This window comes from Novosphingobium kaempferiae, assembly GCF_021227995.1.
Lineage (GTDB): Bacteria > Pseudomonadota > Alphaproteobacteria > Sphingomonadales > Sphingomonadaceae > Novosphingobium > Novosphingobium kaempferiae.
On the sequence record NZ_CP089301.1, the window covers coordinates 2,803,999 to 2,829,710 of the forward strand.

28 protein-coding genes and 2 tRNA genes are annotated in these 25,712 nt (G+C 66.4%); 13 read left to right on the plus strand and 17 right to left on the minus strand.

From position 1 onward, the window contains the following. Positions 1-4: 4 nt before the first annotated feature. The gene (locus LO787_RS12595) at positions 5-2,155 is read right to left on the minus strand and encodes a M13 family metallopeptidase (RefSeq protein ID WP_232496173.1); all 2,151 of its coding nucleotides are present in this window, start codon (positions 2,153-2,155) and stop codon (positions 5-7) included. Between the two features lie 147 nt (positions 2,156-2,302). Next, on the minus strand, positions 2,303-4,126 hold the full coding sequence (locus LO787_RS12600; RefSeq protein ID WP_232496174.1) for an ABC transporter transmembrane domain-containing protein: 1,824 nt from the start codon (positions 4,124-4,126) through the stop codon (positions 2,303-2,305). Positions 4,127-4,342: 216 nt separating this feature from the next. Between LO787_RS12600 and LO787_RS12605 the strand changes: the two genes are divergently transcribed. The 3 genes from LO787_RS12605 to LO787_RS12615 all read left to right on the plus strand — a co-directional run bounded on the left by LO787_RS12605 (position 4,343) and on the right by LO787_RS12615 (position 8,298). Beyond that, positions 4,343-5,587, plus strand: coding sequence for a polyhydroxyalkanoate depolymerase (locus tag LO787_RS12605; RefSeq protein WP_232496175.1), 1,245 nt, complete (start codon positions 4,343-4,345; stop codon positions 5,585-5,587). A 96-nt stretch (positions 5,588-5,683) separates the two neighbouring features. After that, positions 5,684-7,027: a TldD/PmbA family protein gene (locus tag LO787_RS12610; RefSeq protein ID WP_232496176.1), complete on the plus strand. Its 1,344-nt coding sequence runs from the start codon at positions 5,684-5,686 to the stop codon at positions 7,025-7,027. A gap of 167 nt (positions 7,028-7,194) precedes the next feature. Then, entirely contained in the window at positions 7,195-8,298 is a 1,104-nt protein-coding gene (locus LO787_RS12615) for an endonuclease/exonuclease/phosphatase family protein (RefSeq protein WP_232496177.1), read from the plus strand. Positions 8,299-8,323: 25 nt separating this feature from the next. Here the strand turns inward: LO787_RS12615 and LO787_RS12620 are convergent. From LO787_RS12620 to LO787_RS12630, 3 genes are all read right to left on the minus strand, one after another. After that, positions 8,324-8,398 (minus strand) — tRNA-Gly (locus LO787_RS12620). Positions 8,399-8,498: 100 nt separating this feature from the next. Beyond that, complete coding sequence (locus LO787_RS12625) at positions 8,499-8,843, minus strand: VanZ family protein (RefSeq protein WP_232496178.1); 345 nt, start codon at positions 8,841-8,843, stop codon at positions 8,499-8,501. A gap of 109 nt (positions 8,844-8,952) precedes the next feature. After that, positions 8,953-9,027, minus strand: a tRNA-Gly gene (locus LO787_RS12630). 212 nt (positions 9,028-9,239) lie between these two features. Here LO787_RS12630 and LO787_RS12635 point away from each other — a divergent pair. Both LO787_RS12635 and LO787_RS12640 read left to right on the plus strand, forming a co-directional pair. Then, a complete protein-coding gene (locus LO787_RS12635) occupies positions 9,240-10,142 on the plus strand; it encodes a tetratricopeptide repeat protein (RefSeq protein ID WP_232496304.1) in 903 nt (300 codons plus the stop codon). Positions 10,143-10,147: 5 nt separating this feature from the next. Then, positions 10,148-10,756: an LON peptidase substrate-binding domain-containing protein gene (locus LO787_RS12640; RefSeq protein ID WP_232496179.1), complete on the plus strand. Its 609-nt coding sequence runs from the start codon at positions 10,148-10,150 to the stop codon at positions 10,754-10,756. Positions 10,757-10,811: 55 nt separating this feature from the next. Here LO787_RS12640 and LO787_RS12645 read toward each other — a convergent pair whose 3' ends face one another. Beyond that, positions 10,812-11,486 (minus strand): response regulator transcription factor, encoded by a 675-nt coding sequence (locus LO787_RS12645; protein WP_232496180.1) that lies wholly within the window; start codon positions 11,484-11,486, stop codon positions 10,812-10,814. Between the two features lie 311 nt (positions 11,487-11,797). Between LO787_RS12645 and LO787_RS12650 the strand changes: the two genes are divergently transcribed. After that, positions 11,798-12,700: a UDP-2,3-diacylglucosamine diphosphatase gene (locus LO787_RS12650; protein WP_232496181.1), complete on the plus strand. Its 903-nt coding sequence runs from the start codon at positions 11,798-11,800 to the stop codon at positions 12,698-12,700. Continuing rightward, entirely contained in the window at positions 12,697-13,767 is a 1,071-nt protein-coding gene (locus LO787_RS12655; RefSeq protein ID WP_232496182.1) for a glycosyltransferase family 4 protein, read from the plus strand. Before LO787_RS12650 ends, LO787_RS12655 begins: the two co-directional genes overlap by 4 nt. A gap of 103 nt (positions 13,768-13,870) precedes the next feature. Here the strand turns inward: LO787_RS12655 and LO787_RS12660 are convergent, their stop codons facing one another. The 11 genes from LO787_RS12660 to LO787_RS12710 form a co-directional block, all read right to left on the minus strand. Then, positions 13,871-14,677: an IclR family transcriptional regulator gene (locus LO787_RS12660; RefSeq protein ID WP_232496183.1), complete on the minus strand. Its 807-nt coding sequence runs from the start codon at positions 14,675-14,677 to the stop codon at positions 13,871-13,873. A 7-nt stretch (positions 14,678-14,684) separates the two neighbouring features. Beyond that, complete coding sequence (locus LO787_RS12665; protein ID WP_232496184.1) at positions 14,685-15,695, minus strand: LLM class flavin-dependent oxidoreductase; 1,011 nt, start codon at positions 15,693-15,695, stop codon at positions 14,685-14,687. Between the two features lie 75 nt (positions 15,696-15,770). Next, entirely contained in the window at positions 15,771-16,127 is a 357-nt protein-coding gene (locus LO787_RS12670; RefSeq protein ID WP_232496185.1) for a hypothetical protein, read from the minus strand. 72 nt (positions 16,128-16,199) lie between these two features. Continuing rightward, positions 16,200-16,529, minus strand: coding sequence for a YnfA family protein (locus LO787_RS12675; protein ID WP_232496186.1), 330 nt, complete (start codon positions 16,527-16,529; stop codon positions 16,200-16,202). 10 nt (positions 16,530-16,539) lie between these two features. Further along, complete coding sequence (locus LO787_RS12680; RefSeq protein ID WP_232496187.1) at positions 16,540-17,166, minus strand: MarC family protein; 627 nt, start codon at positions 17,164-17,166, stop codon at positions 16,540-16,542. A 10-nt stretch (positions 17,167-17,176) separates the two neighbouring features. After that, positions 17,177-17,872 (minus strand): hypothetical protein, encoded by a 696-nt coding sequence (locus LO787_RS12685; protein ID WP_232496188.1) that lies wholly within the window; start codon positions 17,870-17,872, stop codon positions 17,177-17,179. Beyond that, on the minus strand, positions 17,869-18,759 hold the full coding sequence (folD, locus tag LO787_RS12690) for a bifunctional methylenetetrahydrofolate dehydrogenase/methenyltetrahydrofolate cyclohydrolase FolD (RefSeq protein ID WP_232496189.1): 891 nt from the start codon (positions 18,757-18,759) through the stop codon (positions 17,869-17,871). The genes LO787_RS12685 and folD overlap by 4 nt, the downstream gene beginning before the upstream one ends. Next, a complete protein-coding gene (locus LO787_RS12695; RefSeq protein WP_232496190.1) occupies positions 18,759-19,052 on the minus strand; it encodes a YggT family protein in 294 nt (97 codons plus the stop codon). Before LO787_RS12695 ends, folD begins: the two co-directional genes overlap by 1 nt. Positions 19,053-19,429: 377 nt before the next feature. Then, positions 19,430-19,984: a hypothetical protein gene (locus LO787_RS12700; RefSeq protein WP_232496191.1), complete on the minus strand. Its 555-nt coding sequence runs from the start codon at positions 19,982-19,984 to the stop codon at positions 19,430-19,432. Positions 19,985-20,046: 62 nt separating this feature from the next. Next, on the minus strand, positions 20,047-20,946 hold the full coding sequence (gene argB / locus LO787_RS12705) for an acetylglutamate kinase (RefSeq protein ID WP_232496192.1): 900 nt from the start codon (positions 20,944-20,946) through the stop codon (positions 20,047-20,049). Positions 20,947-21,143: 197 nt separating this feature from the next. Continuing rightward, the gene (locus LO787_RS12710; RefSeq protein WP_232496193.1) at positions 21,144-21,794 is read right to left on the minus strand and encodes a queuosine precursor transporter; all 651 of its coding nucleotides are present in this window, start codon (positions 21,792-21,794) and stop codon (positions 21,144-21,146) included. Between the two features lie 60 nt (positions 21,795-21,854). On the opposite strand from LO787_RS12710, the gene LO787_RS12715 reads away from it, so the two are divergent. From LO787_RS12715 to arsH, 6 genes are all read left to right on the plus strand, one after another. Beyond that, a complete protein-coding gene (locus LO787_RS12715) occupies positions 21,855-22,250 on the plus strand; it encodes a hypothetical protein (RefSeq protein WP_232496194.1) in 396 nt (131 codons plus the stop codon). A 252-nt stretch (positions 22,251-22,502) separates the two neighbouring features. Beyond that, on the plus strand, positions 22,503-22,832 hold the full coding sequence (locus tag LO787_RS12720) for an ArsR/SmtB family transcription factor (protein WP_232496195.1): 330 nt from the start codon (positions 22,503-22,505) through the stop codon (positions 22,830-22,832). A gap of 10 nt (positions 22,833-22,842) precedes the next feature. After that, positions 22,843-23,256, plus strand: coding sequence for an arsenate reductase (glutaredoxin) (arsC, locus tag LO787_RS12725; RefSeq protein ID WP_232496196.1), 414 nt, complete (start codon positions 22,843-22,845; stop codon positions 23,254-23,256). After that, positions 23,253-23,789, plus strand: a complete 537-nt coding sequence (locus tag LO787_RS12730) for a GNAT family N-acetyltransferase (protein ID WP_232496197.1) — start codon at positions 23,253-23,255, stop codon at positions 23,787-23,789. The genes arsC and LO787_RS12730 overlap by 4 nt, the downstream gene beginning before the upstream one ends. A gap of 5 nt (positions 23,790-23,794) precedes the next feature. Beyond that, positions 23,795-24,823 carry an ACR3 family arsenite efflux transporter gene (gene arsB / locus LO787_RS12735; protein WP_232496198.1) on the plus strand — a complete coding sequence of 343 codons (1,029 nt, stop codon included), beginning with the start codon at positions 23,795-23,797 and terminating at the stop codon, positions 24,821-24,823. Then, the gene (arsH, locus tag LO787_RS12740) at positions 24,820-25,566 is read left to right on the plus strand and encodes an arsenical resistance protein ArsH (RefSeq protein WP_276574183.1); all 747 of its coding nucleotides are present in this window, start codon (positions 24,820-24,822) and stop codon (positions 25,564-25,566) included. Before arsB ends, arsH begins: the two co-directional genes overlap by 4 nt. Positions 25,567-25,712 lie beyond the last annotated feature (146 nt).

Consider the following 25,712-nt stretch of genomic DNA (forward strand, 5'->3'; position numbering starts at 1 on the left):
GTTCTTACCAGATCCGCACGCGGTCCTTGGGGGCGAGGTACAGCTTCTCGCGCGGCTTGACGTTGAACGCCTTGTACCACTCGTCGAAGTTACGGACGATGCCGTTGACGCGGTACTGCGGCGGCGCATGCGGGTCGATCACGAGGTACTGGCGCGCCTGCGCCTCGCGCACCTTGGAACGCCACACCTGCGCCCAGCCCATGAAGAAGCGCTGGTCGCCGGTGAAGCCGTCGATCACCGGGGCGGGCTTGCCGTTCAGCGACATCTTGTAGGCGCGATAGGCGAGGCTGAGGCCGCCGAGATCACCGATGTTCTCGCCCATGGTGAGGCGGCCGTTGACGCAGGTCTGGCCGTTGTCGAACGGGCAGAACGAATCGTACTGCGCCGCCAGCGCGTCCTGCAACTTCTCGAACGCGGCCTTGTCGGCGGGGGTCCACCAGTCGCGCAGGTTGCCGGTGCCGTCGGACTTGGCGCCCTGGTCGTCGAAGCCGTGGCCCATCTCGTGGCCGATCACGGCACCGATGCCGCCATAGTTGACCGCCGGGTCCGCCGAGAGGTTGAAGAACGGCGGCTGCAGGATCGCGGCGGGGAACACGATCTCGTTCATCGTCGAGTTGTAGTAGGCGTTCACCGTCTCGGGCAGCATGCCCCATTCGGTGCGGTCGACCTTGCCGCCGAGACGGTTCATCTCGAAGTCCGAGGCCCACTTGTTCGCGGCGATCCCGTTGCCGAGCGGATCGGAGGCCGAGAAGGTCAGCCCCTCATAGGTCTTGAACGTGGCAGGCGCGCCGATCTTGGGGGTGAAGGCGTCGAGCTTCTTCTCGGCCTCGACGCGGGTGGCGGGGCTCATCCACGCGAGATCCTTGAGGTTCGCGGCCATCGCCTTGCGCAGGTTGGCGACGAGGTCGGTCATCGCCGCCTTCTGCTCGGCCGGGAAGTACTTCGCGGCGTAGATCTTGCCGACGAGCTCACCCGCCATGCCCTCGACCGCGGCGATGCCGCGCTTCCAGCGGGGGCGCTGCTGCGGCTGGCCGCTCAGCGTCTGGCCGTAGAAGGCGAAGTTGGCCTCGTCGATGTCGGAGGGCAGAACCGATGCGTTGCTGCGCAGGAAGTGCGCGGTCAGGTAGGCCTGCCAGGTCGCGACCGGGGTGCTCTCGATCAGCTTGACGACGGCGGGCATGCCGGGGCCGAACTGCGCCTGCGCCTTGGCGGGATCGATGCGCGCGGTCTTCAGTTCCTCCGCCGTCGGCGGCATCTCGGCGACGAGCACGTAGCTCGCCTTGCCGGCGCCGAGGCTGGAGAGGAACGCCTTGACCACGCCGGGCGAACCCAGCGCTTCGAACTCGGCCACCGACAATTTGTTGTAGGTCAGGTCCGGGTTGCGCGCAGCAGCGCGGTCCCAGTCGGCCTGCGCGATCTGCGTTTCCAGCGCGAGCACGGACTGCGCCGCGCCCGCCGCGTCGGCATATCCAGCCTTGCCGAGAAGGAAGGTCAGGTAGGCCTTGTACTTGTCGCGAAGGCCGACCGAGCGCTCGTCGGTCTTCAGGTAGTAGTCGCGATCCGGCAGGCCCATGCCCGAGATCATCGCATTGAGCGCGTAGATGTCGCTCTGCTTGTCGTCCGCGCCGACAACGGCGCCGATGGGCGAGGCGAAGCCAGGCTGGCCGAACAGGGTCGCGATGTCGACCGGAGTCTTCGCTGCCTTGATCCGGTCAAGGTAGGGACGCACGGGCGTCAGGCCCGCCTTGTTGATCGCATCGACGTCCATGAAGGCCTTGTAGGCTGCGGCGACGCGCGCGCCGTCGGAGCCGGGGGCCGGGTTCGAGGCGACGAGTTCGTCCATGATCGCGTGGACGCGGTTCTCGGACAGGTCGTTCAGTTCGAGGAACGAACCCCAGCGGGTGCGATCGGCAGGCAGCTCGACCGTCTTGTTCCACACGCCGTTCACGAAGGCGTCGAAGTCGTCACCCGGCTTCACGGACTTGTCGATCCACTGGGTCTGCACACCGAACTTGCCCCAGTCGGCCGAGGGCGCGAGCGAGGGCTTGACTGCGCCGGGGGCGGGGGCGGCATCCTGCGCGAATGCGGGAGCGGCGGAAACGAAAACGGAAAGCGCGGCGCTCGCGAGGAGCACCTTGCGGCAGAAGCGAAGCATGTCGTGACCTTTCGGATGGGGGGGTGCGACAGTATGTTTTAGCAGGACCGCTGCGATCCCGAGTGGCGCGCAACTTAGTTGCCTGTTCGAGCAACGCCAGCGAAAAACAGCGGCGACCTGCACCGACGTCACGACGAACCGAAAAGGTTATCCCAGCGGTATGATCGGCGGGCTGTCGAACTGCAATGAGGCCAACCGCGCGTAGAGGCCGCCCGCCACGCTCAGGCTCTGGTGCGTGCCCTGCTCGACGATGCGCCCGCCATCCATCACGATGATCCGGTCCGCCTTGCGCACGGTGGCGAGGCGGTGCGCGATGACGAGCGTGGTGCGCTGCGCCATCAACGTCTCCACCGCGTCCTGCACCAACCGCTCGCTTTCGGCGTCGAGTGCGCTCGTCGCCTCGTCGAGCAGCAGGATCGGCGCGTCGCGCAGCAGCGCGCGGGCGATGGCGATGCGCTGGCGCTGGCCGCCGGAAAGGCGCGCGCCGTCTTCGCCGAGGAACGTGTCGAGCCCCTGCGGCAGAGCGCGCAGGAAGGCTTCGGCATTGGCCGCGCGGGCCGCCTGCCAGATCGCCTCGTCGTCCGCATTCCAGTTGCCGTAGCGCAGGTTGTCGCGCGCGGAGGCGGCGAAGAGCACGCCCTCCTGCGGCACCAGTGCGATGCGGGCGCGGATTTCGGCGGGATCGGCGGAGGCGAGCGGCACGCCGTCGATCTTGATGGCGCCGCCCTGCGGATCGTAGAATCGCTCGGCAAGCTGGAACAGGGTGGACTTGCCCGCGCCCGAGGGGCCAACGATGGCGACGGTCTCGCCCGGCTCCACGGTCAGGCTGAAGTTGTGCAGCGCCGGAAGCTCCGGCCGCGCCGGGTAGCGGAAGGTCACGCGCTCGAACGCCAGCTTGCCGCGTGCCGGGCTCGGCATCACCAGCGCGCGCGCCGGGGCGGCGATCGTCGGATGCTCGCCCAGCAGTTCGGCAAGGCGGCTCGCCGCGCCAGCGCCGCGCACGAGATCCCCGTAGACCTCGGTCAGCGACCCGAAGGCGCCCGCGACAATGCCCGCCGTCACCACGAAGGCGGCGATGGTGCCGCCGGTGATGGTGCCCTCGGCCACGCCGATCGCGCCGCGCCACATGATGATGGTGATCGATCCGAAGATCAGGAACATGATGACCGCCGTCATGATCGCGCGGATCAGGATGCGGTGACGCCCGGTCTCGAACGTGCGCTCGACAGCGGCGGAGAAGCGCTGCTGCTCGCGCCCTTCCTGGTTGAAGGCCTGCACGACCTTGAGCGCGCCGAGCACTTCGGCGGTCAGCGCGCCGATGTCGGCCACGCGGTCCTGGCTGGAGCGGGAAACCGCGCGCAGCTTGCGGCCGAACCCGGCGATCGGCAGGATCACCACGGGGATCGCGATGACGAGGCCCGCCGTCAGCCCCGGCTCCAGCGCGAAGAGGTAGATCACCCCGCCCACCGCCATGATGGCGTTGCGCAGCGCGACCGAGACGGTGGTGCCCACGATCTGCTCGATGATCGCCGTGTCGGCGGTCATGCGCGAGGAGATTTCCTTGGGGCTGTTCTCCTCGAAGAAGCTCGGCGCGAGCGTCAGGAGGTGGCGCTGCACCCGCAGGCGGATGTCGCCGACGACGCGCTCGCCCAGCCACGAGACGGAATAGAACCGGATCGCCGTCGCCACCGCGAGCACCACGACCACGACCATCAGCATCAGGAACCAGGACCGGATCGCCTCCGGGTCAGCCCCCTGCGCGAAGCCCTTGTCGATGATCTGGCGGAAACCATAGGGAATCGCGAGGGTCGAAGTCGCCGTCGTTATGAGCGCGAGGCCGGCCGTGGCCATGCGGCCCGGATACTTGAGCATCTCGCGCCAGACCATGCGCAGCGGCCCGAGGCTGCGGCGGCGCGGCTTCGGCTCGTCTACGGTTTCCGGCGCGGGAGAATTGCCTTGCGTCCCATCCATCAGCGCGCCCTTACAGCCTCGCACGGCTCAGGAAAAGAGCCCGTTGGTGCATCTCGACCATCCTGCAAATTGCGCCGAAGCGTGGCCCTTATGCGAAAGGCACCTGCCTTAAATCGGAATTGCCGCGTTGCAACGGTAACCGCTAATTCCCTAATTGTCGGGTAACAGTCCGGGATCGAGGCCGCTCAGGCCCGATGGCCGGCAAGGAGAATCGACTTGCTCTACAATGCCTACGAGTTGCAGCGCGCCATGCTCAGCAGCGCCGCCGCATGGGCTTCGGTTGGCGCCGAACTGCTGTCCAACCCCGTGCTTCCATTCGGTTATTCGGGTCTCGGCCCGGTCATGGCCTCCGCGCTCGACGTCTTCGCGCATGCCGCATCGCCGCGCGGGAAGCCCTCCTTCGACATCGAGACCACTGCCATCGGCGACAGGATCTATCCGGTCACCGAATCGATCGTGCTGCACAAGCCGTTCGGCAATCTCCTGCGCTTCAGCCACCCCGGCCTTGCCGCGGATGCGCCCAAGCTGCTGATCGTCGCGCCGATGAGCGGCCACTACGCCACGCTCCTGCGCGGCACCGTGGCGCGCATGCTGGAGAGCGCCGAAGTCTACATCACCGACTGGGCCGACGCGAAGCTGGTGCCGATGAGCGCCGGTCGTTTCGACCTCGACGACTATATCGACTACGTGGTCTCGTTCCTCGAACACATCGGCCCGGGCACGCACGTCCTCGCCGTGTGCCAGCCCTCGGTCCCGGCCTATGCCGCCACCGCGATCATGGGCGCCAAGGAGCATCCCTGCCGCCCCGCCACCCTCACCATGATGGGCGGACCGATCGACACGCGCGAGGCGCCCACCAGCGTCAACGACGTGGCCATGCAGCAGCCGCTTTCGTGGTTCGAGCAGAACGTCATCGCCACCGTGCCGATGACCTATCCCGGATCCGGCCGCCGCGTCTATCCGGGCTTCCTGCAACTCGCGGGCTTCATGGCGATGAACCTCGGCAGCCACATGATGAGCCACTACGGCATGTTCAAGCACATGGTCGCGGGCGACGGCGACAGCGCGGACGCCACCAAGAAGTTCTACGACGAATACCGCGCCGTCTGCGACATGACCGCCGACTTCTACCTCCAGACCGTCGAGCACGTCTTCCAGAAGCACTCGCTGCCCAAGGGCGAGTTCGTCCACCGTGGCGAGCGCATCGACCTGTCGGCGATCCGCGACACCGCCCTGCTCGCGGTCGAGGGTGAGAACGACGATATCTCGGGCATCGGCCAGACCCGCGCCGCGCTGCATCTCGCAAGCCACTTGCCGGAGAAGCGCAAGAAGTACTACCTCGCCGAAAGCGTCGGCCACTACGGCATCTTCAACGGAAGCAAGTGGCGCACGCGAATCGCGCCGGTCCTCGAGGACTGGATCGCGCAGCATCAGCGCAAGCCGCTGAAGGTCGTCGCCTGACAGCCGGCACGACGCTGCGGGTCCGGCATCCATCGAGACATCGGTGATTGCTTAGGCCCGCACGTCGTGCGCGGTTATCGGGAGTTTACAGGAACAATGCTCAGTCCGGATCAGGCAAGGGATCGTGCCCTTGACTTGGTGGAGCGCGCCCGCCGCGCCGGTGCCGAGACCGCCGACGCGGTCTATGGCGCCAGTTCGTCCGAGGGCATCCAGGTGCGCCTCGGCAAGCTGGAGGACGTCGAGCGTTCCGAGAGCGAGCACATCGCGCTGCGCGTCTTCGTGGGCAGGCGCTCCGCCAGCATCGGCTCCTCCGACCTCTCGCCCGCCGCGCTGGACGAACTGGCCGCCCGCGCCATCGACATGGCCCGCGCCGCGCCGGAGGACGCCTATGCCGGGCTCGCTCCCGAAGACCTACTGACGCGCGGCCCCTTCCCCGAACTCGACCTCTTCGACGCGCACGAACCCTCGCCCGAAGCCCTGCGCGCCGCCGCGCTGGAGGCCGAGGATGCGGCACGCGCCGTCTCGGGCATCAGCAATTCCGACGGCGCCACCGCCAGCTTCGGGGACGGCGTCTTCGCGCTCGCCACCAGCCATGGCTTTTCGGGCGCCTACGGCTCCACGCACCACTCGCTGAGCGCCTCGGTCGTCGGGGGCGAGACGGACAAGCAGCGCGACAACGCATGGCGCAGCACGCACCACCATGCCGACCTCCCCTCCCCCGCCGAGATCGGTCGTCTTGCGGGCGAGCGCACCGTCGCCAAGCTCGGCTCGGGCAAGATGAAGAGCGGCGCGATGCCGGTCATCTTCGACCCGCGCGTGTCCTCCTCGCTGGTCGGGCACCTGCTCGGCGCGATCACCGGCAATGCCATCGCGCGCCGTTCCTCGTTCCTGTTGGAGAAGCTGGGCGAGCAGATCTTCGCGCCCGGCATCACCATCGCCGACGATCCGCACACCCCGCGCGGCCTGCGCTCTCGCCCCTTCGACGGCGAGGGCCTGCCGACCGGCGCGCGCAACGTCATCGAGGACGGTCGCCTCACCGGCTGGCTGCTCGATTCGGCCTCCGCACGGCAGCTCAACCTTACGCCCACCGGCCATGCCGCCCGCAACGGCGGCGGCGCGCCGGGCGTCTCGACCGGCAACGTCCACCTCGCGGCGGGCACCCTTTCCCCGGCCGAACTGATGGCGGATATCAAGGACGGCGTCTACGTGACCGAACTGATCGGCCAGGGCGTCAACGGCGTGACGGGCGACTACAGCCGCGGCGCGGCGGGCTTCCGCATCGTCGACGGCCAGCTGGCCGGGCCGGTGTCCGAATTCACCGTCGCGGGCAACCTCCTGCGCATGTTCGCGCAGCTGACCCCCGCCAACGACCTCGAATGGTATCGCGCGATCAACGTGCCGACCCTGCGCGTGGACGGGATGACCATCGCAGGCGACTAGATGCCCTGATTCGTCATTGCGAGCGTAGCGAAGCAATCCAAGGGGGCTTACTCGCCTCTGGATTGCTTCGCTACACTCGCAATGACGAACCGTCTGACAGCCAAACACGTCTCCAATTCGCCACGCAAATGCGGCATTCTCCCCTCTTCCGGAGGGGAGAAACCGGCATGCGACTCGCCGTCTACAACGTCGAAAACCTGTTCGATCGCGCCAAGGCGATGAACCTCGACACCTGGGCCGAGGGGCGGCCCACGCTGGAGCGGTTCGCGGAATTGAACGGCCTGCTCGGGCAGATCGAATATACCGACGCCGACAAGGCGCGCATGGTCGAGTTGATGGTGGCGCTCGGACTGGAGAAGTCCGACACCGGCCCCTTCGTCATCCTGCGCCGCAACCGGGGCGGCCTGCTGCGCCGCCCGCGCGACGGCGGGATCGAGATCGAGGCGGATGGCCGCGCCGACTGGACCGGCTCGCTCGAACTGCGTGACGAGCCCGTCAACGACCACGCCATGCGCAACACTGCACGCGTCATGATCGACCTTGGCGCCGACGTTCTTGGCGTGGTCGAGGCGGAAAGCCGCCCGGTCCTCTCCGCCTTCAACCGCGAGATCCTGCCCGCGCTGGGTGGCGAGCCGTTCCGCCACGTCATGCTGATCGACGGCAATGACGAACGCGGCATCGATGTCGGCCTGATGTCGCGCGAGGGCTATCCCATCGGCGCGCTACGCAGCCACGTCGACGATCTGGGCACGGACGGGCTGCCGATCTTCTCGCGCGACTGCGCGGAGTTCACCGTGACCACGCCCAGCGGCGAGACCGTGCTGGTCATGGTCAACCACCTCAAGAGCAAGGGCTACGGCACGCCTGCCGCCTCCAACGCCCGCCGCAAGGCGCAGGCGATCCGCATCGCGCAGATCTATGAGGAGAGGCAGATCGCGAATGTCGCGATCATCGGCGACTTCAACGACACGCCCGACAGCGATTCGCTTGCCCCCCTGCTGGGCCGCACCGACCTGCGCGACGTGTTCACGCACTCCGCGTTCGACGACGGCGGATATCCGGGCACCTACGGACTGTGCAACGCCGGGAACAAGATCGACTACATCCTGCTCTCGCCCGCGCTGTTCGATCGTGTCGAAAGTGCCGGAGTGTTTCGCAAGGGCATGTGGCCGGGATCGCGCCCGCGCCGCTGGGATACCTATCCCGAAGTCGGAAAGCCCGCAGAGGCAGGGTCCGACCATGCAGCCGTATGGGTGGATATCACCCTGTAACATAGCGATTTCTGGATAAAGTCACTGGAGCGGGCGAAGGGATTCGAACCCTCGACCCCAACCTTGGCAAGGTTGTGCTCTACCCCTGAGCTACGCCCGCTCTGGCGTCCTGATCACCGGATCCGCTAGGGGTTCCGGTGGGGTGGAGGGGCCACTAGCAGCGCTTTTCATACTCTGCAAGGGCCCTCTGCCACAAATATTCAACGCGTCTTGCGAAGCCCCAGCGCGAGGCTTGCAACGCCGACCATGACGAGGATGGCGAAGGTGTCCGCGACGAGGTCCATCAGTTCCGCATCGCGGTGCAACGAGGGAATCATCTGCACGATCTCGATCCCCGCCCCCACCACGACGAGGCCGAGGACGATCTTCAGGCGGGACACGCCCGGATAACCGAGCACGCCGAGAACGGACAGCGTGGCGAAGGCCAGCATGTGCTGGAACTTGTCGCTCGGCTCGCCGGGAAGCTGCGGCGGATGGGGAAGGATGGCCATCGTCACCGCGAAGACCAGCGCGAGCCAGAACAGGATTCGGAAGACGTGCTGCATTGCACCACTATCGCGCAGCCCCGTGGGGGATACAAACGCAACTTCGTCCATCCCGCATTTTCGGAACGGCATCTTCCCCACAGGGAATGTCATCGCGATGTAAGGAAATTGGAGCGGGCGAAGGGATTCGAACCCTCGACCCCAACCTTGGCAAGGTTGTGCTCTACCCCTGAGCTACGCCCGCTCTGGCGCTTCGGAAAGGGCTGCCGAGGCGGCCCGTCCGGGGTGGAGGCGGCCCACTAGCAGCGGTTCACGGGGGCCGCAAGCGGAAAACGCAAAGTTTTTGTGCGCGCTGCGGAAACGCGCCGAAACAGTGCATTCTCCCTTCACAAACGCTGCCGAAAGGCCAATCTATGATCCGAATTTCTTACAATCGGAGCACGAATCTTGGCCAGCATGGGTCTCAACCTCGACGAGCAGAAGGCAGTGGACCGGTTCCGCAAGGCGGTGGCTGAGCCTTCGATGACCCAGCTCGTGATCCTCGACTTCTGGGCGGAATGGTGCGGCCCCTGCAAGGCGCTGACGCCGGTGCTGGAAAAGGTCGCGGCGGACTATGCTGACAAGGGCGTGGTGCTCGCCAAGGTGAACGTCGACGAGGAACAGTTCATTGCCTCGCAGTTCCAGGTCCGCTCGATCCCGACGGTCTACGCGATCTTCCAGGGCCAGCCCGTCGCCGACCTGACCAGCGCGCGCACCGAATCGCAGCTCAAGGGCATGCTCGACCAGCTGCTCGCCAAGCTGCCGGTGCAGCCGGGCGGCGCCGAGCCCGCACCCGACCTCGTCCCTCTGATCGCCATGGGCGAGGAAGCATTGGCCGAGGGCGACGGTGAGCGCGCCGCCAGCATCTTCATGCAGATCCTCGAAATCGCGCCGGACAACGGCGAAGTGCTGTCCGGCCTCGTCCGCTCGTTTGTCGCCGCCGGTCGCATCGAGGAAGCGGAACAGGTGCTCGATTCGCTGGGCGAGCCGCTCTCCACCGACCCGCATGTGGAACGGGCGCGCAACACGCTGGCGCTCGCCAAGGACAAGCCGGAGGACAGCGAACTCGCCGCCCTGCGCGCCGCCGCTGCCGAGCGCCCCGCCGACATGGAAGCGCAGTTCGCCTTCGCCTCCGCCGCCTTCGCCGCCGGTGAGCGGGATACCGCCGCCGAGGCGCTGCTCCGCATGATCGCCGCCGACCGTGAATGGAACGAGGGAGCCGCGCGCACCAAGCTGCTGCAGATCTTCGAGGCGATCGGCCTTGAGGATCCGTGGGTTTCGGCCACCCGCCGCAAGCTCTCGACCGTCCTGTTCGGCTGACGGGGTTGGCGCGGATCACCATCTTTCCACTGACCGGGGCGGTGCTCTATCCGGGGCTGCAACTGCCGCTCCACATCTTCGAGCCCCGTTATCGCGCGATGGTGAGCGACGCCCTCGCCCGTGACCGGCGGATCGGCATGATCCAGCCGCAGAAGCAGATCGAGGGCGCGCCGCTGTTCTCGATCGGCTGCCTCGGGCGCATCGGCGATGTCGAGGCGCTCGACGACGGGCGCTTCAACATCGTGCTCGAAGGCGAGACGCGCTTCCGCATCCTGCGCGAACTCGACGTGACGACGCCCTTCCGACAGGTCGAAGCCGAACTGCTGGAGGAGCCCGACGAAGTGCTCGCCCCGATCGAGCGCGCCAGCTTCGAGCGCGAGGCGAAGCGCTTCGCCAATGCGCAGGGCTATGTGGTCGACTGGGACCAGGTCGGGCGGCTGGATGACATGTCGCTCATCAACGGCGTCTCACAGATCGCGCCATTCGATCCGGCAGCCAAGCAGGCGCTGCTGGAAGCCGCCGGACTATCCGCTCGCTGCGAACTTCTGGTGCAACTGATGCAGTTCTTCGGCCGCACCGCTGACGGCGACGAGGACGGCGCGACGCTGCAGTAGGCCCCGCTCGCAATGACGAACGGGGTGGAGCGAGGTAAAGCCCCACCCCCGCCGGTCAGATCGTGTCGAACACATACCCCAGCGAGCGCACGGTGCGCAGCGGGTTGCCCGCACCCACGCCCTTGAGCGCGCGGCGCAGGCGGCCGATCCATACGTCCACCGTGCGTTCGTCCACCGGCGGCTCCTGCTTGCCGAGCGCGGAGATCAGCTGCGTGCGGCTGAACACGCGGCCCGGATGCTCGATGAAATAGCGCAGCAGGCGCAGTTCGTTGGGCATGAGCGAGATCGGCTTGCCCTGAAAGCGCGCCTGGAACGCGGCGACGTCGACCATAAGGTCGCCCTGCGTCACCACGCGGATGCCCGCGCTGTCCTGATCGCCGAGGTTCGCGCCGAGCACGCGGTCGAGCAGCGCGGTGCGGGTCAGCGGGCCGACCATATAGTCGTCCGCACCCATGCGCAGCGCGCGCTTGCGATCTTCCTGGTTGTCCTCTTCCAGTACCATCGTGACGTGCGCGTGCGCCGTCAGGCTGTCGGCGCGCAGACGACGGCACAGTTCGAGGCCGGACATCTCGGGCAGCACCCAGTCGATGAAGACCCACAGCGCCCCCTCGATCAGCGGCAGTTCCGCGAAGTCGCCCCAGCGGTGGAGCACCACGTCGAACTGATCGTGCCGGAACGGCGCAAGCCCACCCGAAAGTTCGCTCGCCAGCAATATGTCGATCCGCCGCATCGCCCCTTGGTCGTCCTGTGCTGGTGCTGGCCCTGCGAGAAGACGCGGGCTTGATACGCGCGGGCTTTTGCCTCCCCCGTGTGACGACGCGGTGACATATCGATGACAGGGCAAAGAAATGCATGAACCAGCCCCTTGGACGCGAGCGACTCAGTGGAAATGCGGCCAGGCCGTCCGCATTGGCAGTTATCAACAAGGACTTGGAACCTGTCATCGAAATGACCCGCAACCGTCACGGCGACGCAACGCCACGGTGCGATAGGCGGCGCCATCGCAGGGAAGCCTTCAAAGAGATTGGGGACGAACCGACCATGCGCGAACACGTCGAAAATCTTCTCGAACGCGAAACGGGTGGCCGGATTCCAGCCTGGCTGGACCTTCCCGATCCCAAGGGCTTCCGGCCCAAGCGCAAGTATCGCACGATCTGGATCTCGGACATCCACCTCGGCACGCGCGGCTGCAACGCCGGGATGCTGGTGGACTTCCTGCGGGCACACGAGTGCGAGACGCTCTACCTTGTGGGCGACATCGTCGACGGCTGGCGGCTGCGCAAGGGCTGGTACTGGCCCGACGCGCACAACGAAGTCGTCCGCCGCATCCTCAAGATGGCGCATCGCGGCACCCGCGTGATCTTCATCGCGGGCAACCATGACGAGATGCTGCGCGACTACGCGGGCCTCAGCTTCGGCGGCGTCGAACTGGCGCTGGAATATGTCCACACCACCGCCGACGGCCGTCGTCTGCTGGTGACGCATGGCGACGCCTTCGACGGCGTGGTGCTCTACCACAAGTGGCTCGCGTTCCTGGGCGACGCCGCCTACGGCCTGTTGCTGCGCGCCAACATCGCCTTCAACGCGGTGCGCCGCCGCCTGCACATGCCGTACTGGTCGCTTTCGGCCTACATGAAGAAGAAGGTCAAGAACGCCGTCCAGTTCATCGGCAGCTACGAGGAAGCCGTCGCCACCGAGGCCACCTCGCGCGGGTTCGACGGCGTCGTCTGCGGCCACATCCACTGCGCCGAGATCCGCGACTTCGGCGGCATCACCTACTACAACGACGGCGACTGGGTCGAAAGCTGCACCGCGCTGGCGGAGGACTTCTCCGGCCACATGGCGATCATCGACTGGGTCAAGGAAACCGGCGGGCACACCATCAAGGAAGATGCGGTGGTCGAGACCGGGGCGGAGGCCGCCCCCGTGGAGATGAGCGCGTGAAACTGGCCCTGGCAACCGACGCCTGGTTGCCGCAGGTCAACGGCGTCGTCCGCTCCCTCACTTCCACGGTAGACCACCTCACCCGGCGCGGGCATGCGGTGGAGACGATCACGCCCGATCGGTTCCTCACCCTGCCGATGCCCGGCTACGCCTCGATCCGGCTGGCGATGGCGCCGCGCTTCGGCGTGCGCCGGATGCTCGACAAGGCCGCGCCAGAGATCGTCCACATCGCCACCGAAGGCCCGATCGGCTGGGCGGCGCGCGGCTGGTGCCTGTCGCGCGGGGTGCCGTTCACCTCGGCCTTCCACACCCGCTTCCCCGAATATGCGGCGGTGCGCACGGGACTCTCGGCGGAGTATTTCTGGCCGATCCTCCAGCGCTTCCATGCCGAGAGCCAGGCGGTGATGGTCTCCACCCGCAGTCTCGCGACCGAACTGACCGGGCGCGGCATCGGCCCGACGCGGGCATGGAGCCGCGGCATCGACCACGCGCTGTTCCGCCCCGACGGTTCGCGGCACCCGCAGATGGCCGCCCTCCCCGGCCCGGTTCTGCTCAACGTCGGCCGCGTCGCGCCGGAGAAGAACCTCGAAGCGTTTCTTTCGCTCGACACGCCCGGCAGCAAGGTCGTCGTCGGCGACGGTCCGGCGCTCGAAACGCTGCGCAAGCGCTATCCCGACGTGCTGTTCCTCGGCGCGCTTTCGGGTGAGGCACTCGCCTCGGCCTATCGCGCCGCCGACTGTTTCGTGTTCCCCAGCCTCACCGACACCTTCGGCCTCGTCGTGATCGAGGCGCTGGCCTGCGGCACGCCGGTCGCGGCTTTCCCGGTGACCGGCCCGGTCGACATCCTCGGCACCGATGGCCGGGGCGTGGATCATCGCGTCGGCTGGCCTGCGGGTGCGGTGGACGCCTCGCTGAAGGTCGCGGTGGAGACGGCGCTGACGGTGGAGCGCACCGACGCGGCGGCGCTGGGCTCGCTCTATTCATGGGAGCGCGCCACGGACCAGTTCCTCGCCGCCATAGAGGGTGCGCTGGAAGGCGCTGCGCGACCGTTGCTCAGCGCGGCCTGATCGTCATCCCCTCGTCATTGCGAGCACCGCGAAGCAATCCACGGTCGGCCCACGACGCTGGATTGCTTCGCTGCGCTCGCAATGACGAACGCTTTTTCAAGATTCAGCGAAACCCCAGGCTGCGCGAAATCGCCGCCGCTTCGTCCTTCACCAGCCGCGCCAATTCCTCCAGCCGGTCGGTCGCCCGTGCGCTCGGCGCGGCGATGACGAGCGCGCCGACCACGCGCGCCGCAGCGTCGCGCACCACGGCGGCGGTGCCGGTCACGCCCTCCGCCGCCTGATCGACGGTCTGGGCATAGCCTTCCCCCCGCACCCGCTCCACGATCTGCGCCAAAGCCGCGCGCGCCGTCTCCGTCCCCGGAGCCAGCCGCGCGAGCGACACGCGCTTGAGGTAGGCTTCCACCGCCTCGGGCGAGCAGGTCGACAGCAGCGCGCGCCCGCCCGCCGTGGCGTAGAACGGCCGCCGGTCGCCGATCGAGACCGAATAGCGCACGACATTGCTGCTCTCGACCAGATCGACGTAAGTCACCATGTCGCCGTCGCTGTCGCCCACCGCCAGCAGCACCGTTTCGCCGCTGCGCGCGGCCAGCCGCCGCATCCCTTCGCGCACGAGGTCGGAGCTCTGCAGGCGCCGCCGCGCCTCGGTCAGCGCGCTGCCGAGGCCGAAGGCACCGGGGCCGAGCCGCCACGCGCCTTCGGTGGCCACCACCAGATCCTCGTCGGCAAGCCCCCGCAGCAGCGCCGCAAGACTGCTCTTGGGCGTTGCCAGTCGGCGGCTGAGATCGGCGAGCGAGACCGGCTCGTTGCTGGCGCAGAGCGCTTCGAGGAGCCGCACGACGCGCGTCACCGATTGCGGCGATCCGCCCCGGCGCGCGTCTTCCGCCCCGTCCTTCTGCTCGTCCTCGATCACGCCGCTCTCACTGGAAATGCGGGATCACCTCCCGCGCGAACAGCTTCGCATAAGCGAGGAAGCGCTCCGCCGGAAGGCCGGGCGGCATCATCATCGTGAATTGCTCGACCGGGGCCTTGTCCTGCAACCGCCGGAAATGGGCGACCGCCTCGTCCGGGGTCAGGATCTGGAGGATGCCGCTGGCCTTGAAGGCGTCGAGGCTCATCGGCTGGATCGCCGGATCGTCGAGCCCTATGGACTTGTCCTCGGCCATCCACGCGCCGTAGCTGTTGTTGACGTGGTGGAAGTAGGGCGCAAGCTCGTCCAGCGCCGCCGCCTTGTCCTCGGCGACGACCAGCATCAGGCCCTGTATCCAGATGCGCGCATCGGCGGGATCCTTGCCCTCGGCCACCAGCTTATCGCGGTAGAGCGGCCAGATTTCGGCGTTGCCGAAGTAGCCGTCGCCATGGCGCGCCACGCGCTCCATCGCCTTGGGCGCGAAGCCGCCGATGTAGAGCGGGATGTGCCCCCGGCTGGACAGCGGGCTGACTTTCGCGCCGGTGAGCGTGAAGAAGCGACCTTCGAAGTCCACCGTCTCGCCACCCCACAGGCGGCGCAGGACCGACAGGAACTCGTCGAACCGCGCGCCCCGCTTGGTGAAGTCGAGGCCGTGCGCGGCATATTCGCGTGCGCGATAGCCGATGGCGAGGCCGAGTTGGAGGCGCCCGCCGGTCAGGATGTCCAGCACCGCGCAGTCCTCGGCGAAGCGCAGCGGTTCGTAGAGCGGGCCGAGCGCGATGCCGGTGCCCAGCCGCATCCGCTTCGTGCGGGCGGCGAGTGCGGCCAGCGTCACCAGCGGCGATGGCATGTAGCCGTCTTCGGCAAGGTGATGCTCGGGCACGAAGGCGCCGTCGAAGCCCAGCGCCTCGGTCTCGGCGATGACGTCGAGCGTTTCGGCATAGAGCGCTTCGGGCGGGCGGTGCCAGGACGCGGGATTGCGGAAATCGTAGAGGTAGCCGAAGCTCAACTTGCCGGTCATGCGCCTGTCCCCGTCGCTCTTTGCGGCGAGACTAGAGGCAGCGGCGCACCCGGCAAGGCGCGGGGGCGATGACTGCTATCGGCTGTCGCTGCGACCGCGCGCCGCGCCCGCGAGGCTGTCCAGCGCGCGGGCCCGCATGTCGAGTTCGCGGGCTTCGGAGGGGCTGATGCCGTCGCTGGCGTAGCGCTCGGCAAGGGCGTCGGTTCGGCGGGCTTCCTTGCGGAAGGCCTTGGCCTCCCGCTTCGACAACTGCCCGGCGTCGCGCGCATCGTCGATGTTGCGGCGCGTCTCGCGCATTTCCGTGGCGTAGGGGCCGATTCCCGAGATGCCGGTCACGCGGTCGGACTGCGGCACCGGGGGGCCGACGATCTGCGCCCATGCCGTCGCGGGCGAGAGGGAGAGGAGGACAAGCGGCAGCAGGCGCAGTGTCATCGGGCATTCTCCACGCAGGGAAAGTGCCCGGAATTCTGCGGATTTTCGATGAACGGGAGGTGAATGCGCCCCTCAGGCGCGGTGCGGCGCGAGCAGGATCACAGCGGCACCGAGGAGGCACAGAACTGCACCGAGCATGTCCCATCGGTCCGGTCGCACGCCCTCGGCCAGCCACAGCCAGACCAGCGCCGAGGTGATGTAGATGCCGCCGTAGGCCGCATAGGCCCTCCCCGCCTGCGAGGTATCGACCAGCGTCAGCAGGTATGCGAAGAGGACCAGCGACGTGCAGCCGGGGACCAGCCACCAGACCGGCTTGCCCATCCGCAGCCAGGCCCAGAACGCGAAGCAGCCCGCGATCTCGGCCAGCGCGGCGAGGACGTAGACGATGGCGGTGTGGATCATCTTCCGGCGATCAGCCCGCCAGCAGCGTCGCCTTGACGCCATCGATGATGTACTGCGCGGCCAGCGCTGCCAGCAGGACGCCGAGCAGGCGGGTGATGACCGCCTCCACCTTGTCGCCCAGCACCTTCATCAGCGGTCCGGCGGCGGCGAGCGCGGCGAAGGCGAGCAGCATGACCGCGATCATCGCGGCCAGGATCATCGCCGTCTGTTCCGGCCCATGCGCGCGGCTGGTCAGCAGCATCATCGTCGCGATGGAGCCCGGCCCGGCCAGCATCGGCATCGCCATCGGGAAGACCGAGACGTCCTCAACCTCGGGCGTCGCCTTGACCTTCTCGGCGCGCTCCTCGCGGCGCTGGGTGCGCTTTTCGAAGACCATGTCGATGGCGATCATGAACAGCATGATGCCGCCCGCGATGCGGAAGGCGTCGAGTTCGATGTGCAGCGCACCGAGCAGCGCCTTGCCGAACAGGGCGAAGACGACGAGGATGATCGAGGCGATCACGCAGGCGCGGGTCGCCATGGACACCGCCTGCGCGCGGCTCGCCCCGGCGGAGAGCCCGGCGTAGATCGGCGCGCAGCCCGGCGGATCGATGACGACGAAGAGGGTGACGAAGGCGCTCAGGAAAAGTTCGTACATGAACAGGACTCTAGCCTGCCGGAGTCACCTTGTCCTCAACGATCGGCACGAATTGTGTGCCATCCCACAACTCCACACGCACACTGCGCGCATCGTTGCTGCCCAGCACCGTCACGTTCCAGCGCAAGGTGCCGTCCATGGAGTTGCCGCCGGTGAAGGTGCGCGCGTCGGCGGGGGGCGTCGCCTGCCCCGGCGCATTGGGGCGATGGCCGCACTGCGCGACCTTGGCGGTGAGCATGTCGGGCTCGGGCAGCGCGCTCTTCAGCGTGTCGCCGTGGTCGAGCACCCAGCGGTACTCGCCCTTCTTCTGGCGCTTCCAGATCGTCGTGTACCAGCCGACCGAGCCGTCCGGCCGCTGCCACGCGCCCTTGGTGACGCCCAGCGTCCCGTCGCAGCTCATCCAGACCTGATAGGGCTGCCACTGCACCGGCGCGGGCGGATTTTCCTGCTTCTTGAGCCAGTCCTTCGCCTGCACTTCCTGCGGCACGAACATGATGGCGGTATCGTCGGCGAACTCGCGGAAGGCGGTCCACTGGCCCTTCTCGCGTGCCATGCGGGCGAAGGCGATCTCCTCCGCCACGAGGCCGCTGGGATTGGCGGTGCCCGCACCGGGCGGGAACATGCCTCGGCCACGCGGCCGCGCATCGGTCTGGAACGGGGCGACGAGCATCGCCGCCATGACCAGACCGAGCGCGATTCTCTTCAAAGGGCAGCCTCGTCGAAGGCCAGCCCGGCGTTGCGGTGCGCGGCGACCACGGTGTTGCGCAGCAGCACGGCGATGGTCATCGGGCCGACGCCGCCGGGAACCGGCGTGATCGCGCCTGCGACTTCGGCGGCCGAGGCATAGTCGACATCGCCGACCAGCTTCGTCTTGCCCTCTTCGGCGGCGGGGACGCGGTTGATGCCCACGTCGATCACGGTGGCGCCGGGCTTGAGCCAGTCCCCCTTGACCATTTCCGGGCGGCCAACGGCGGCGACGACGATGTCGGCGCGGCGCACGACCTCGGGCAGATCCTTCGTGCGGCTGTGCGCGACCGTGACCGTGCAGCTTTCGGCGATCAGCAGCTGCGCCATCGGCTTGCCGACGATGTTCGAGCGCCCGATCACCACCGCGTCGAGGCCCGACAGCGAGCCCAGCCGGTCCTTCAGCAGCATCACGCAGCCCAGCGGCGTGCAGGGCACGAAGCCCGGAAGGCCCGTCGCCAGACGGCCGACGTTGACGACGTGGAAGCCGTCGACGTCCTTGTCCGGGTTGATCGTGGCGATCACCTTCTGCTCGTTCATGTGCGCGGGCAGCGGCAGCTGGACGAGGATGCCGTCCACCGCCGGGTCGTCGTTCAGCTGCTGCACCAGCGCGAGCAGATCCGCCTCGGACGTATCGGCGGGCAGCTTGTGCTCGAAGCTGTTCATGCCGCAGGCCACGGTCTGCTTGCCCTTGTTGCGCACGTAGACCTGGCTGGCCGGGTCTTCGCCCACCAGCACCACCGCGAGGCCCGCCTTGCGGCCGGTCTTCGCCTCGAAGCCCACCGCCGCCGTGGCGACGCGGGCGCGCAGGCCCTCCGCGAAGGCCTTTCCGTCGATCACCTGAGCCATCACATGTAGGCCCGTGCGAGGTTGCCGACGATGATCTGCAGGATCGTCAGGCCGATGATGAGCACCATCGGCGAGAAGTCGATCGCGCCGGTGTTCGGCATGATGCGCCGGATCGGCTTCAGCATCGGTTCGAGGATCGCATTCAGCGCGGTGTAGACCGCCGCGACGAACTGGTTGTGCATGTTGACCACGTTGAACGCGATCAGCAGGCCCAGCACGAACTGCACGATCACCACGAAGACGATGATGTTAATGAGATAATCGAGGATCTGGTAGAGGGTGAGGAACAGCAACGCCGGCTCCTTGGATGCTTGCACGCACGCGGATTGCGCCGCGACAGATTATGCGCGCGCTGATAGCCGAGCATGCCGCACCGCCGCAAGGGCGCGTCTGCGGGAGATCGACGCGGATCGACGGAAGTCGCCGCCCACATCGTCATTGCGAGCGCAGCGAAGCAATCCGGCAATGCGCAAACCGCCGTGGATTGCTTCGCTACGCTCGCAATGACGGAGGGTGGCGCGCGCGGCGGGGGCTTCGACAAGCTCAGCCTGAGCGGGTGTGGAAGTGATCTTCCGAACTGGCACAGGTCGAGCGGAATTGAGAGGTTGTTACACCAACCCCGCTCACCCTGAGCTTGTCGAAGGGTCACGCACGGCCCTCCGACCAACAATCACTGCGTCAGCGTCGAAGTCCGCTCGATCCGCCAGTTCAGCTGGTTGTCGCTCGCCCCCGGAACGTCGTTCACGCGGCGCAGGACGATGGTGCCGCGCTTCGACGGACGACCGTCGCCGAAATCGACGACGATGGGCGCCTCGTAATAGAGCGAGCCCGCCGCGCCTTCCATGTCGCCCTTGCCGATCGCGAGGCGCGGCCCCTTCTGGCTGCCGAGCTGCTGTTCGAGCTTCGCGGGCGTCATCTGCGCATCGAGGCTCCAGGCATCCGCCGCCGCCGACCAGTCGCCCGCGCGCACGGCGCTGACATAGTAGCGCAGCAGGCGTTCGGGATCGCGGCGCTCGGTCAGGGCGCCGGCATCGAGGTTGCTGTTGGCAACAGCGGGCGCGCCGGTGGCGTCGCCGACGGGGCCTGCATCGACCACCGCATCGGTCGAATCCACCTCGGCGCTGGCGCTTTCGAGCACGGCCGGATCCTCGCCCGCCTTGCCGCAGGCAGCGAGCGCGAGGAGCGAGCCCGAAAGAATGATGGCGAGTGCGGCCTTGGTGCGCATTGGGTTCGAGACGCCTTTCAGTACTTCACTATCCCCCTGGAAACATTCGCCGCAGGGTGGTTTCAGCCCGCCCGGATGAGGGTGCCGGCGCCTTCCTGCGTGAATATTTCCAGCAACATGGCATGCGAAACCCGTCCGTCAAGGACGACCGCCGCCTCGCACCCAGCCTCGACCGCGTGGATGCAGGTTTCCAGCTTGGGGATCATGCCGCCCGAGATCGTGCCGTCGGCCTTCAGCCCCTCGATTGCCGCCGGGGTGAGGTCGGTCATCAGCTGGCCCTGCTTGTCGAGCACGCCGGGCACGTCGGTCAGCAGGAACAGACGCGATGCACCGAGCGCCGCGGCGATGGAGCCCGCCATCGTGTCGGCGTTGACGTTGTAGGTGCCGCCGTCCGGACCCGCCGCGATCGGCGCGATCACCGGGATCATCCCTGCGCCCGAGATCGTCTCGATCACGCGCGTATCGATGTGCTCCGGCTCGCCCACGAAGCCGAGGTCCACGACCTGCTCGATCAGGCTGTCGGGATCCTTCTTGGTGCGCTGCACCTTGCGGGCCGTGACCATGCCGCCGTCCTTGCCGGAGACGCCCATCGCCTTGCCGCCCGCCTTGGCGATCCAGCCGACGATTTCCTTGTTGATCGCGCCCGACAGGACCATTTCCGCCACTTCGGCGGTCGCCTTGTCGGTGACGCGCAACCCGTCGATGAACTGGCTCTCGACGCCGACCTTCTTGAGCATGGCGCCGATCTGCGGCCCGCCGCCGTGGACGACCACGACGTTGATGCCCACGGCCTTCAGCAGCACCACGTCCTCGGCGAAGTCCACCGCCTTCTCGGGATCGCCCATGGCGTGACCGCCGTACTTCACCACGAACGTGCGCCCGGCATATCGCTGCATGTAGGGCAGCGCATCGACGAGGGTTTCGGCCTTGGCCAGCAGGGCGGGATGGTGCGGATTCGACATGGGGCCGCTATTACGCCCCCGCGCGCAATTTTGAACCCGCTTTTAGATGAATTTTCGGTGCAATCGTGCGGTTTGACGCCGGGTGGGACAAAATGTCCATCCGCTGGCGCCAGCCTGCATCGGCTTCGACAGGCTCAGCCTGAGCGGATTGGAGAGGTTGTTACCCTGACCCCGCTCACCCTGAGCTTGTCGAAGGGTCAGGCGTCCAGCCTGCGGCCCAGCTTTACGAAGAACCAGATGAACGGCGGCACCATGATCGTCGAGAGCACCAGCTTCGAGATGATCTGGCCCTCCATGATCTGCACGATCGGCAGACCCGTGCCCGCGAAGGAGATGGTGATGAACAGCACCGTGTCGATCACCTGCGACAGCATCGAGGCGATCCATGCGCGCACCAGCAGCAGGCGCCCGCCCTTCTGCGACAGCTTCGAGAAGATCAGCACGTTCAGCGTCTGCGACACGCCGTAGGAGATCAGCCCCGCGAACTGCATCCGCGCGCCCTGCCCCAGCAGGCGGGCATAAGCCTCCTGATCGGTCCAGAACGATGCGGGCGGGACGACGTGGATCACGAATGTCAGCAGAAGCATCGAGACGATCAGCGGGATGAACCCGAAGCGGACCAGCCTGTTCGCCGTCGCGGTGCCGTGCAGCTCAGCCACCGCGCTCGACAGCACGACCAGCAGCAGGAAAGCGAAGATCCCCGATTCCACCGCCAGGTCGCCCAGCACCGGCCAGTGGCCGAGCGAGGCCAGCTTGGTCCCCAGCACGCCCGCCAGCACGACGAGGCCACCGTAGAGCAGCGAAAACACGAAAAGCGAGCGGGTGATGACGGGAGCCGGACGATCCATCGGCCTCCTGTAACGGGCAAAGCGCCATTGCACTAGGGGCGTGGAGAAAATGCGGGACGAATGCTGTTCGCGTCTCTTTTGATCGGTGGCGTGGTAAAGCGGCGCGATCGCGAGTGGCATCCACGCCTGATCATATGCGGGATGGCAGCTATCATGGGCCCTTCATTTGGAAGGCTGCTGCCCGCCCCATTGCTGATGTATTCGATGCTGACGGCAGTCTTCATTGGTATGATCGCATTTCCGGTGGCGGGCATTGTGCGAGACAAACGCCGCTACGGGAAGGTGCATCCCGCGTGGTGGCTGGGCCTTGCTTCAATCCTGCTTTTACAACTGGCCACTGAGACATTGGGCCGCGGTCCGATCGCCGCGTCAATCTATGAGCATGTGGTAATCGGAACACCCGGAGCGCGCGTCCCGCCGCTTATCTATCAATCCCCGCCGTTCCCGACTAGCTAATGGCGGTATCGCTAGCCTTGCGGACTAAGCCGTTCGGACTAGACCGACCCAAACTAGCCGTTCAAGGGGCGATTTTTGATCCCCAGGAGCAGACGGTCAGGTTTTCCGTTCCAACCGCGCGTCAAGCCAATCTCGGAATGCCAGCTTCCATTTCGCAATTGGTCCCAAGCTGCCCTTCAGCCTGACGATTAAAGCATCGGGAATTATCGATGGCTTGTTGACTGATTTACTTGCATCGGATAATTACGATGCATGGACACCAGCGATGCACTCTCGACACTCTCCGCTCTCGGCCATCCTACGCGGCTCGATGCGTTCCGACTGTTGATCCGACATGAGCCTGATGGCCTGTCGACCGGCGAATTGGTAGATGCATCGGGGCTGACCCAGAGCACGTTTTCGACGCATCTGGCCGTGATGGCTAAGGCCGGACTGGTGCTTTCCGAGAAGCGTGGCCGCCAACAGATTCAGCGTGCCAACCTCGACGTGCTGCGCGGACTGATGGTCTATCTGGCCAAGGATTGCTGCCAGGGGCGCGCCGAACTGTGCGAGCCGCTTCTGGCCGAACTTACCTGCTGCTGAAGAGGCAACAATGACCGATATCGTGATCTACCATAACCCGCTTTGCGGGACGTCTCGTAATGCCCTGGCCATGATCCGCAATGCGGGCATCGAGCCTCATGTCGTCGAGTACCTGAAGACGCCGCCAAGTCGCGCGCTGCTGATGGAACTGATCGCGCGGGCCGCCATCACGCCACGCGCTCTGCTGCGTGAGAACGGTACGCCTTATGCCGAACTGGGCCTCGGCGACGAGACCTTGACGGACGAGGCCTTGATCGACGCGATGATGGAGCATCCCATCCTCATCAACCGGCCGCTTGTGGTGTCGCCGCTGGGCGTGAAGCTCTGCCGCCCTTCCGAAAAAGTGCTGGATCTCTTGCCCACTGAGCAGCGCGGCACTTTCGTCAAGGAAGACGGCGAAGTCGTGGAAGCGACCCGGCGGTGACCCTTTCGGTTCGTAGCGCAACAATCGGCGATGCCGAGGCCATCGCCGCCATCTATGCGCATCACGTTCTTCACGGCACGGCGACCTACGAAGTCGTACCACCGACCGAGGACGAGACCGCCGAGAAGATCTTGACGGTGACTGACCGGAATTGGCCGTTCCTCGTCGCCTGCGATGCCGATCAAGTGGTCGGCTATGCCTACGCCACGCAGTTCCGGGACCGCCCCGCCTACGCCTATGCCTGCGAGAACAGCATCTACGTGGCGCACGACCGGCGCGGTGGCGGCATCGGCAAACTTCTGCTCAAGACCCTGCTGGAAGCCTGCGAGGCTCGCGGGTTCCGCCGCATGGTTGCGGTCATCGGCGGGGCGGAACCTGCCTCGGTAGCCCTCCACGGTTCCTGCGGTTTTGAACACGCTGGACGCTTGACCGGGATGGGCTGGAAGGCTGGCCGCTGGCTCGACACGGTCTACATGCAGATCGCCTTGGGCGGTGGCACCGGGACCGCGCCTGTCCCTTCCGGGAAGGGTTGACGACCATGTCGCTTTTCGAGCGCTATCTCTCGCTCTGGGTGGCCCTGTGCATCGTTGTCGGGATCGGTCTCGGCCACTTGCTCCCCGGCGCCTTCGAGGCGATCGCAGCGCTGGAGTTCGCCAACGTCAACATCGTGGTGGCGGGCCTGATCTGGCTGATGATCATTCCGATGCTGCTGCGGGTCGATTTCGGCGCGCTCCATAGCCTTCGGCAGCACTGGCGCGGCATCGGCGTCACCGTCGTAGTGAACTGGGCGATCAAGCCATTTTCGATGTCACTGTTTGGTACGTTTTTCCTCGGCTATCTGTTCGCCCCGATGCTGCCTGAAGGCGCATCGTCGTCCTACATTGCCGGGCTGATCCTTCTTGCTGCAGCACCTTGCACCGCGATGGTCTTCGTCTGGTCCAATATCGTCGAGGGCGACCCGAACTACACCTTGAGCCAGGTGGCGCTGAACGACCTGATCATGGTCTTTGCCTTCGCGCCGCTCGTAGGCCTGCTGCTGGGTGTAGCATCGATCACCGTGCCGTGGAACACGCTGGGGCTGTCGGTGGGCCTCTACATCGTCGTCCCGGTGCTCATCTCGCAACTGCTCCGCCGCGCGCTCCTTCGCGGCGGCGAGAAGGGGCTTCAGCGTTTCCTGTCCGCCATCGGTCCGATCAGCCTTGCCAGCCTGTTGCTGACGCTGGTGCTGCTGTTCGGCTTTCAGGGCGAACAGATTATCCGGCAGCCATTGGTGATCGCGTTGATTGCCGTGCCGATCCTGTTTCAGGTCTATCTTAATGCCGGCATCGCCTATTGGCTCAGCCGTCGTTTCGGTGTGGCATGGTGCGTCGCAGGCCCTTCGGCGCTGATCGGTGCCTCCAACTTCTTCGAACTGGCTGTGGCCGCTGCCATCAGCCTCTTTGGCCTCAGTTCCGGCGCCGCGCTGGCGACGGTCGTGGGCGTACTGGTAGAAGTGCCGGTGATGCTGTCGATCGTCGCCTTGGTGAAGCGGACCCGCCCCTGGTACGAGAAAGGTATTTCCGCGTGAGACTGCGTGAACTCGTTGACCCTGATTATCTTCCAGCCCTGGACAAGACTTTCGCGCTGGCTCGTCCCGCCGTGGGTCTTGGCGCGGATCAACCGGCTCCGCGCATCCTGCTGCTCTACGGCTCGCTGCGGGAACGCTCTTTCTCGCGCCTCGCCGTGGAAGAGGCGGCCCGCCTGCTGCAGTTCTTCGGCGCCGAGACACGAATCTTCGATCCCAGCGACCTGCCGCTGCCCGATCAGGTAGCCGGAGACGATCATCCTGCCGTTCATGAACTACGCGAGCACGCGCTATGGTCGGAAGGCATGGTCTGGTGCAGCCCGGAGCGGCATGGCCAGATCAGTGGCATCATGAAGACGCAGATTGACCATCTCCCGCTTCAGATGCGCGGGATGCGGCCGACGCAGGGGCGAACGCTTGCGGTCATGCAGGTGTCGGGCGGCTCGCAGTCTTTCAATGCCGTCAACTCGCTCCGCCTGCTGGGCCGCTGGATGCGGATGTTCACGATTCCTAATCAGTCCTCGGTGGCGATGGCCTACCAGGAGTTCGACGAAGGCGGTCGGATGCGGGCGTCGAGCTATTACGACCGCATCGTCGATGTGATGGAGGAACTGGTGCGCTTCACAGTGCTGATGCGGCCGCACGCGGCGCAGCTCGTTGACCGATACTCTGAACGGAAGGAGGCTGGTGTCCCTATCGACTCCACTGCGGACCTTTCTGCTATAGCGATAGCGGGCCAGTCCTGATTCCACGGTCGACCCTTTGCGGCCACTCAAGACCACTTTTAGCCTTCTCAAAAGCGGACATGGCGTTGGGGCGTGCGGTAGGGTCGCGTACGTCGGAAAAGTCGGATGAGCCGGAAGGTCTACTTTCGCGGACCGATGGTGTTTGA

What these genes read in the sequence shown, in the direction of transcription:
- LO787_RS12595 (WP_232496173.1), bottom strand. Translation starts at nt 2,155, where the DNA reads ATGCTTCGCTTCTGCCGCAAGGTGCTCCTCGCGAGCGCCGCGCTTTCC.
- LO787_RS12600 (WP_232496174.1), bottom strand. Translation starts at nt 4,126, where the DNA reads ATGGATGGGACGCAAGGCAATTCTCCCGCGCCGGAAACCGTAGACGAG.
- LO787_RS12610 (WP_232496176.1), top strand. Translation starts at nt 5,684, where the DNA reads ATGCTCAGTCCGGATCAGGCAAGGGATCGTGCCCTTGACTTGGTGGAG.
- LO787_RS12615 (WP_232496177.1), top strand. Translation starts at nt 7,195, where the DNA reads ATGCGACTCGCCGTCTACAACGTCGAAAACCTGTTCGATCGCGCCAAG.
- LO787_RS12625 (WP_232496178.1), bottom strand. Translation starts at nt 8,843, where the DNA reads ATGCAGCACGTCTTCCGAATCCTGTTCTGGCTCGCGCTGGTCTTCGCG.
- LO787_RS12635 (WP_232496304.1), top strand. Translation starts at nt 9,240, where the DNA reads ATGGGTCTCAACCTCGACGAGCAGAAGGCAGTGGACCGGTTCCGCAAG.
- LO787_RS12645 (WP_232496180.1), bottom strand. Translation starts at nt 11,486, where the DNA reads ATGCGGCGGATCGACATATTGCTGGCGAGCGAACTTTCGGGTGGGCTT.
- LO787_RS12650 (WP_232496181.1), top strand. Translation starts at nt 11,798, where the DNA reads ATGCGCGAACACGTCGAAAATCTTCTCGAACGCGAAACGGGTGGCCGG.
- LO787_RS12665 (WP_232496184.1), bottom strand. Translation starts at nt 15,695, where the DNA reads ATGACCGGCAAGTTGAGCTTCGGCTACCTCTACGATTTCCGCAATCCC.
- LO787_RS12670 (WP_232496185.1), bottom strand. Translation starts at nt 16,127, where the DNA reads ATGACACTGCGCCTGCTGCCGCTTGTCCTCCTCTCCCTCTCGCCCGCG.
- LO787_RS12675 (WP_232496186.1), bottom strand. Translation starts at nt 16,529, where the DNA reads ATGATCCACACCGCCATCGTCTACGTCCTCGCCGCGCTGGCCGAGATC.
- LO787_RS12680 (WP_232496187.1), bottom strand. Translation starts at nt 17,166, where the DNA reads ATGTACGAACTTTTCCTGAGCGCCTTCGTCACCCTCTTCGTCGTCATC.
- folD (WP_232496189.1), bottom strand. Translation starts at nt 18,759, where the DNA reads ATGGCTCAGGTGATCGACGGAAAGGCCTTCGCGGAGGGCCTGCGCGCC.
- LO787_RS12700 (WP_232496191.1), bottom strand. Translation starts at nt 19,984, where the DNA reads ATGCGCACCAAGGCCGCACTCGCCATCATTCTTTCGGGCTCGCTCCTC.
- argB (WP_232496192.1), bottom strand. Translation starts at nt 20,946, where the DNA reads ATGTCGAATCCGCACCATCCCGCCCTGCTGGCCAAGGCCGAAACCCTC.
- LO787_RS12710 (WP_232496193.1), bottom strand. Translation starts at nt 21,794, where the DNA reads ATGGATCGTCCGGCTCCCGTCATCACCCGCTCGCTTTTCGTGTTTTCG.
- LO787_RS12715 (WP_232496194.1), top strand. Translation starts at nt 21,855, where the DNA reads ATGCTGTTCGCGTCTCTTTTGATCGGTGGCGTGGTAAAGCGGCGCGAT.
- LO787_RS12720 (WP_232496195.1), top strand. Translation starts at nt 22,503, where the DNA reads ATGGACACCAGCGATGCACTCTCGACACTCTCCGCTCTCGGCCATCCT.
- arsC (WP_232496196.1), top strand. Translation starts at nt 22,843, where the DNA reads ATGACCGATATCGTGATCTACCATAACCCGCTTTGCGGGACGTCTCGT.
- arsB (WP_232496198.1), top strand. Translation starts at nt 23,795, where the DNA reads ATGTCGCTTTTCGAGCGCTATCTCTCGCTCTGGGTGGCCCTGTGCATC.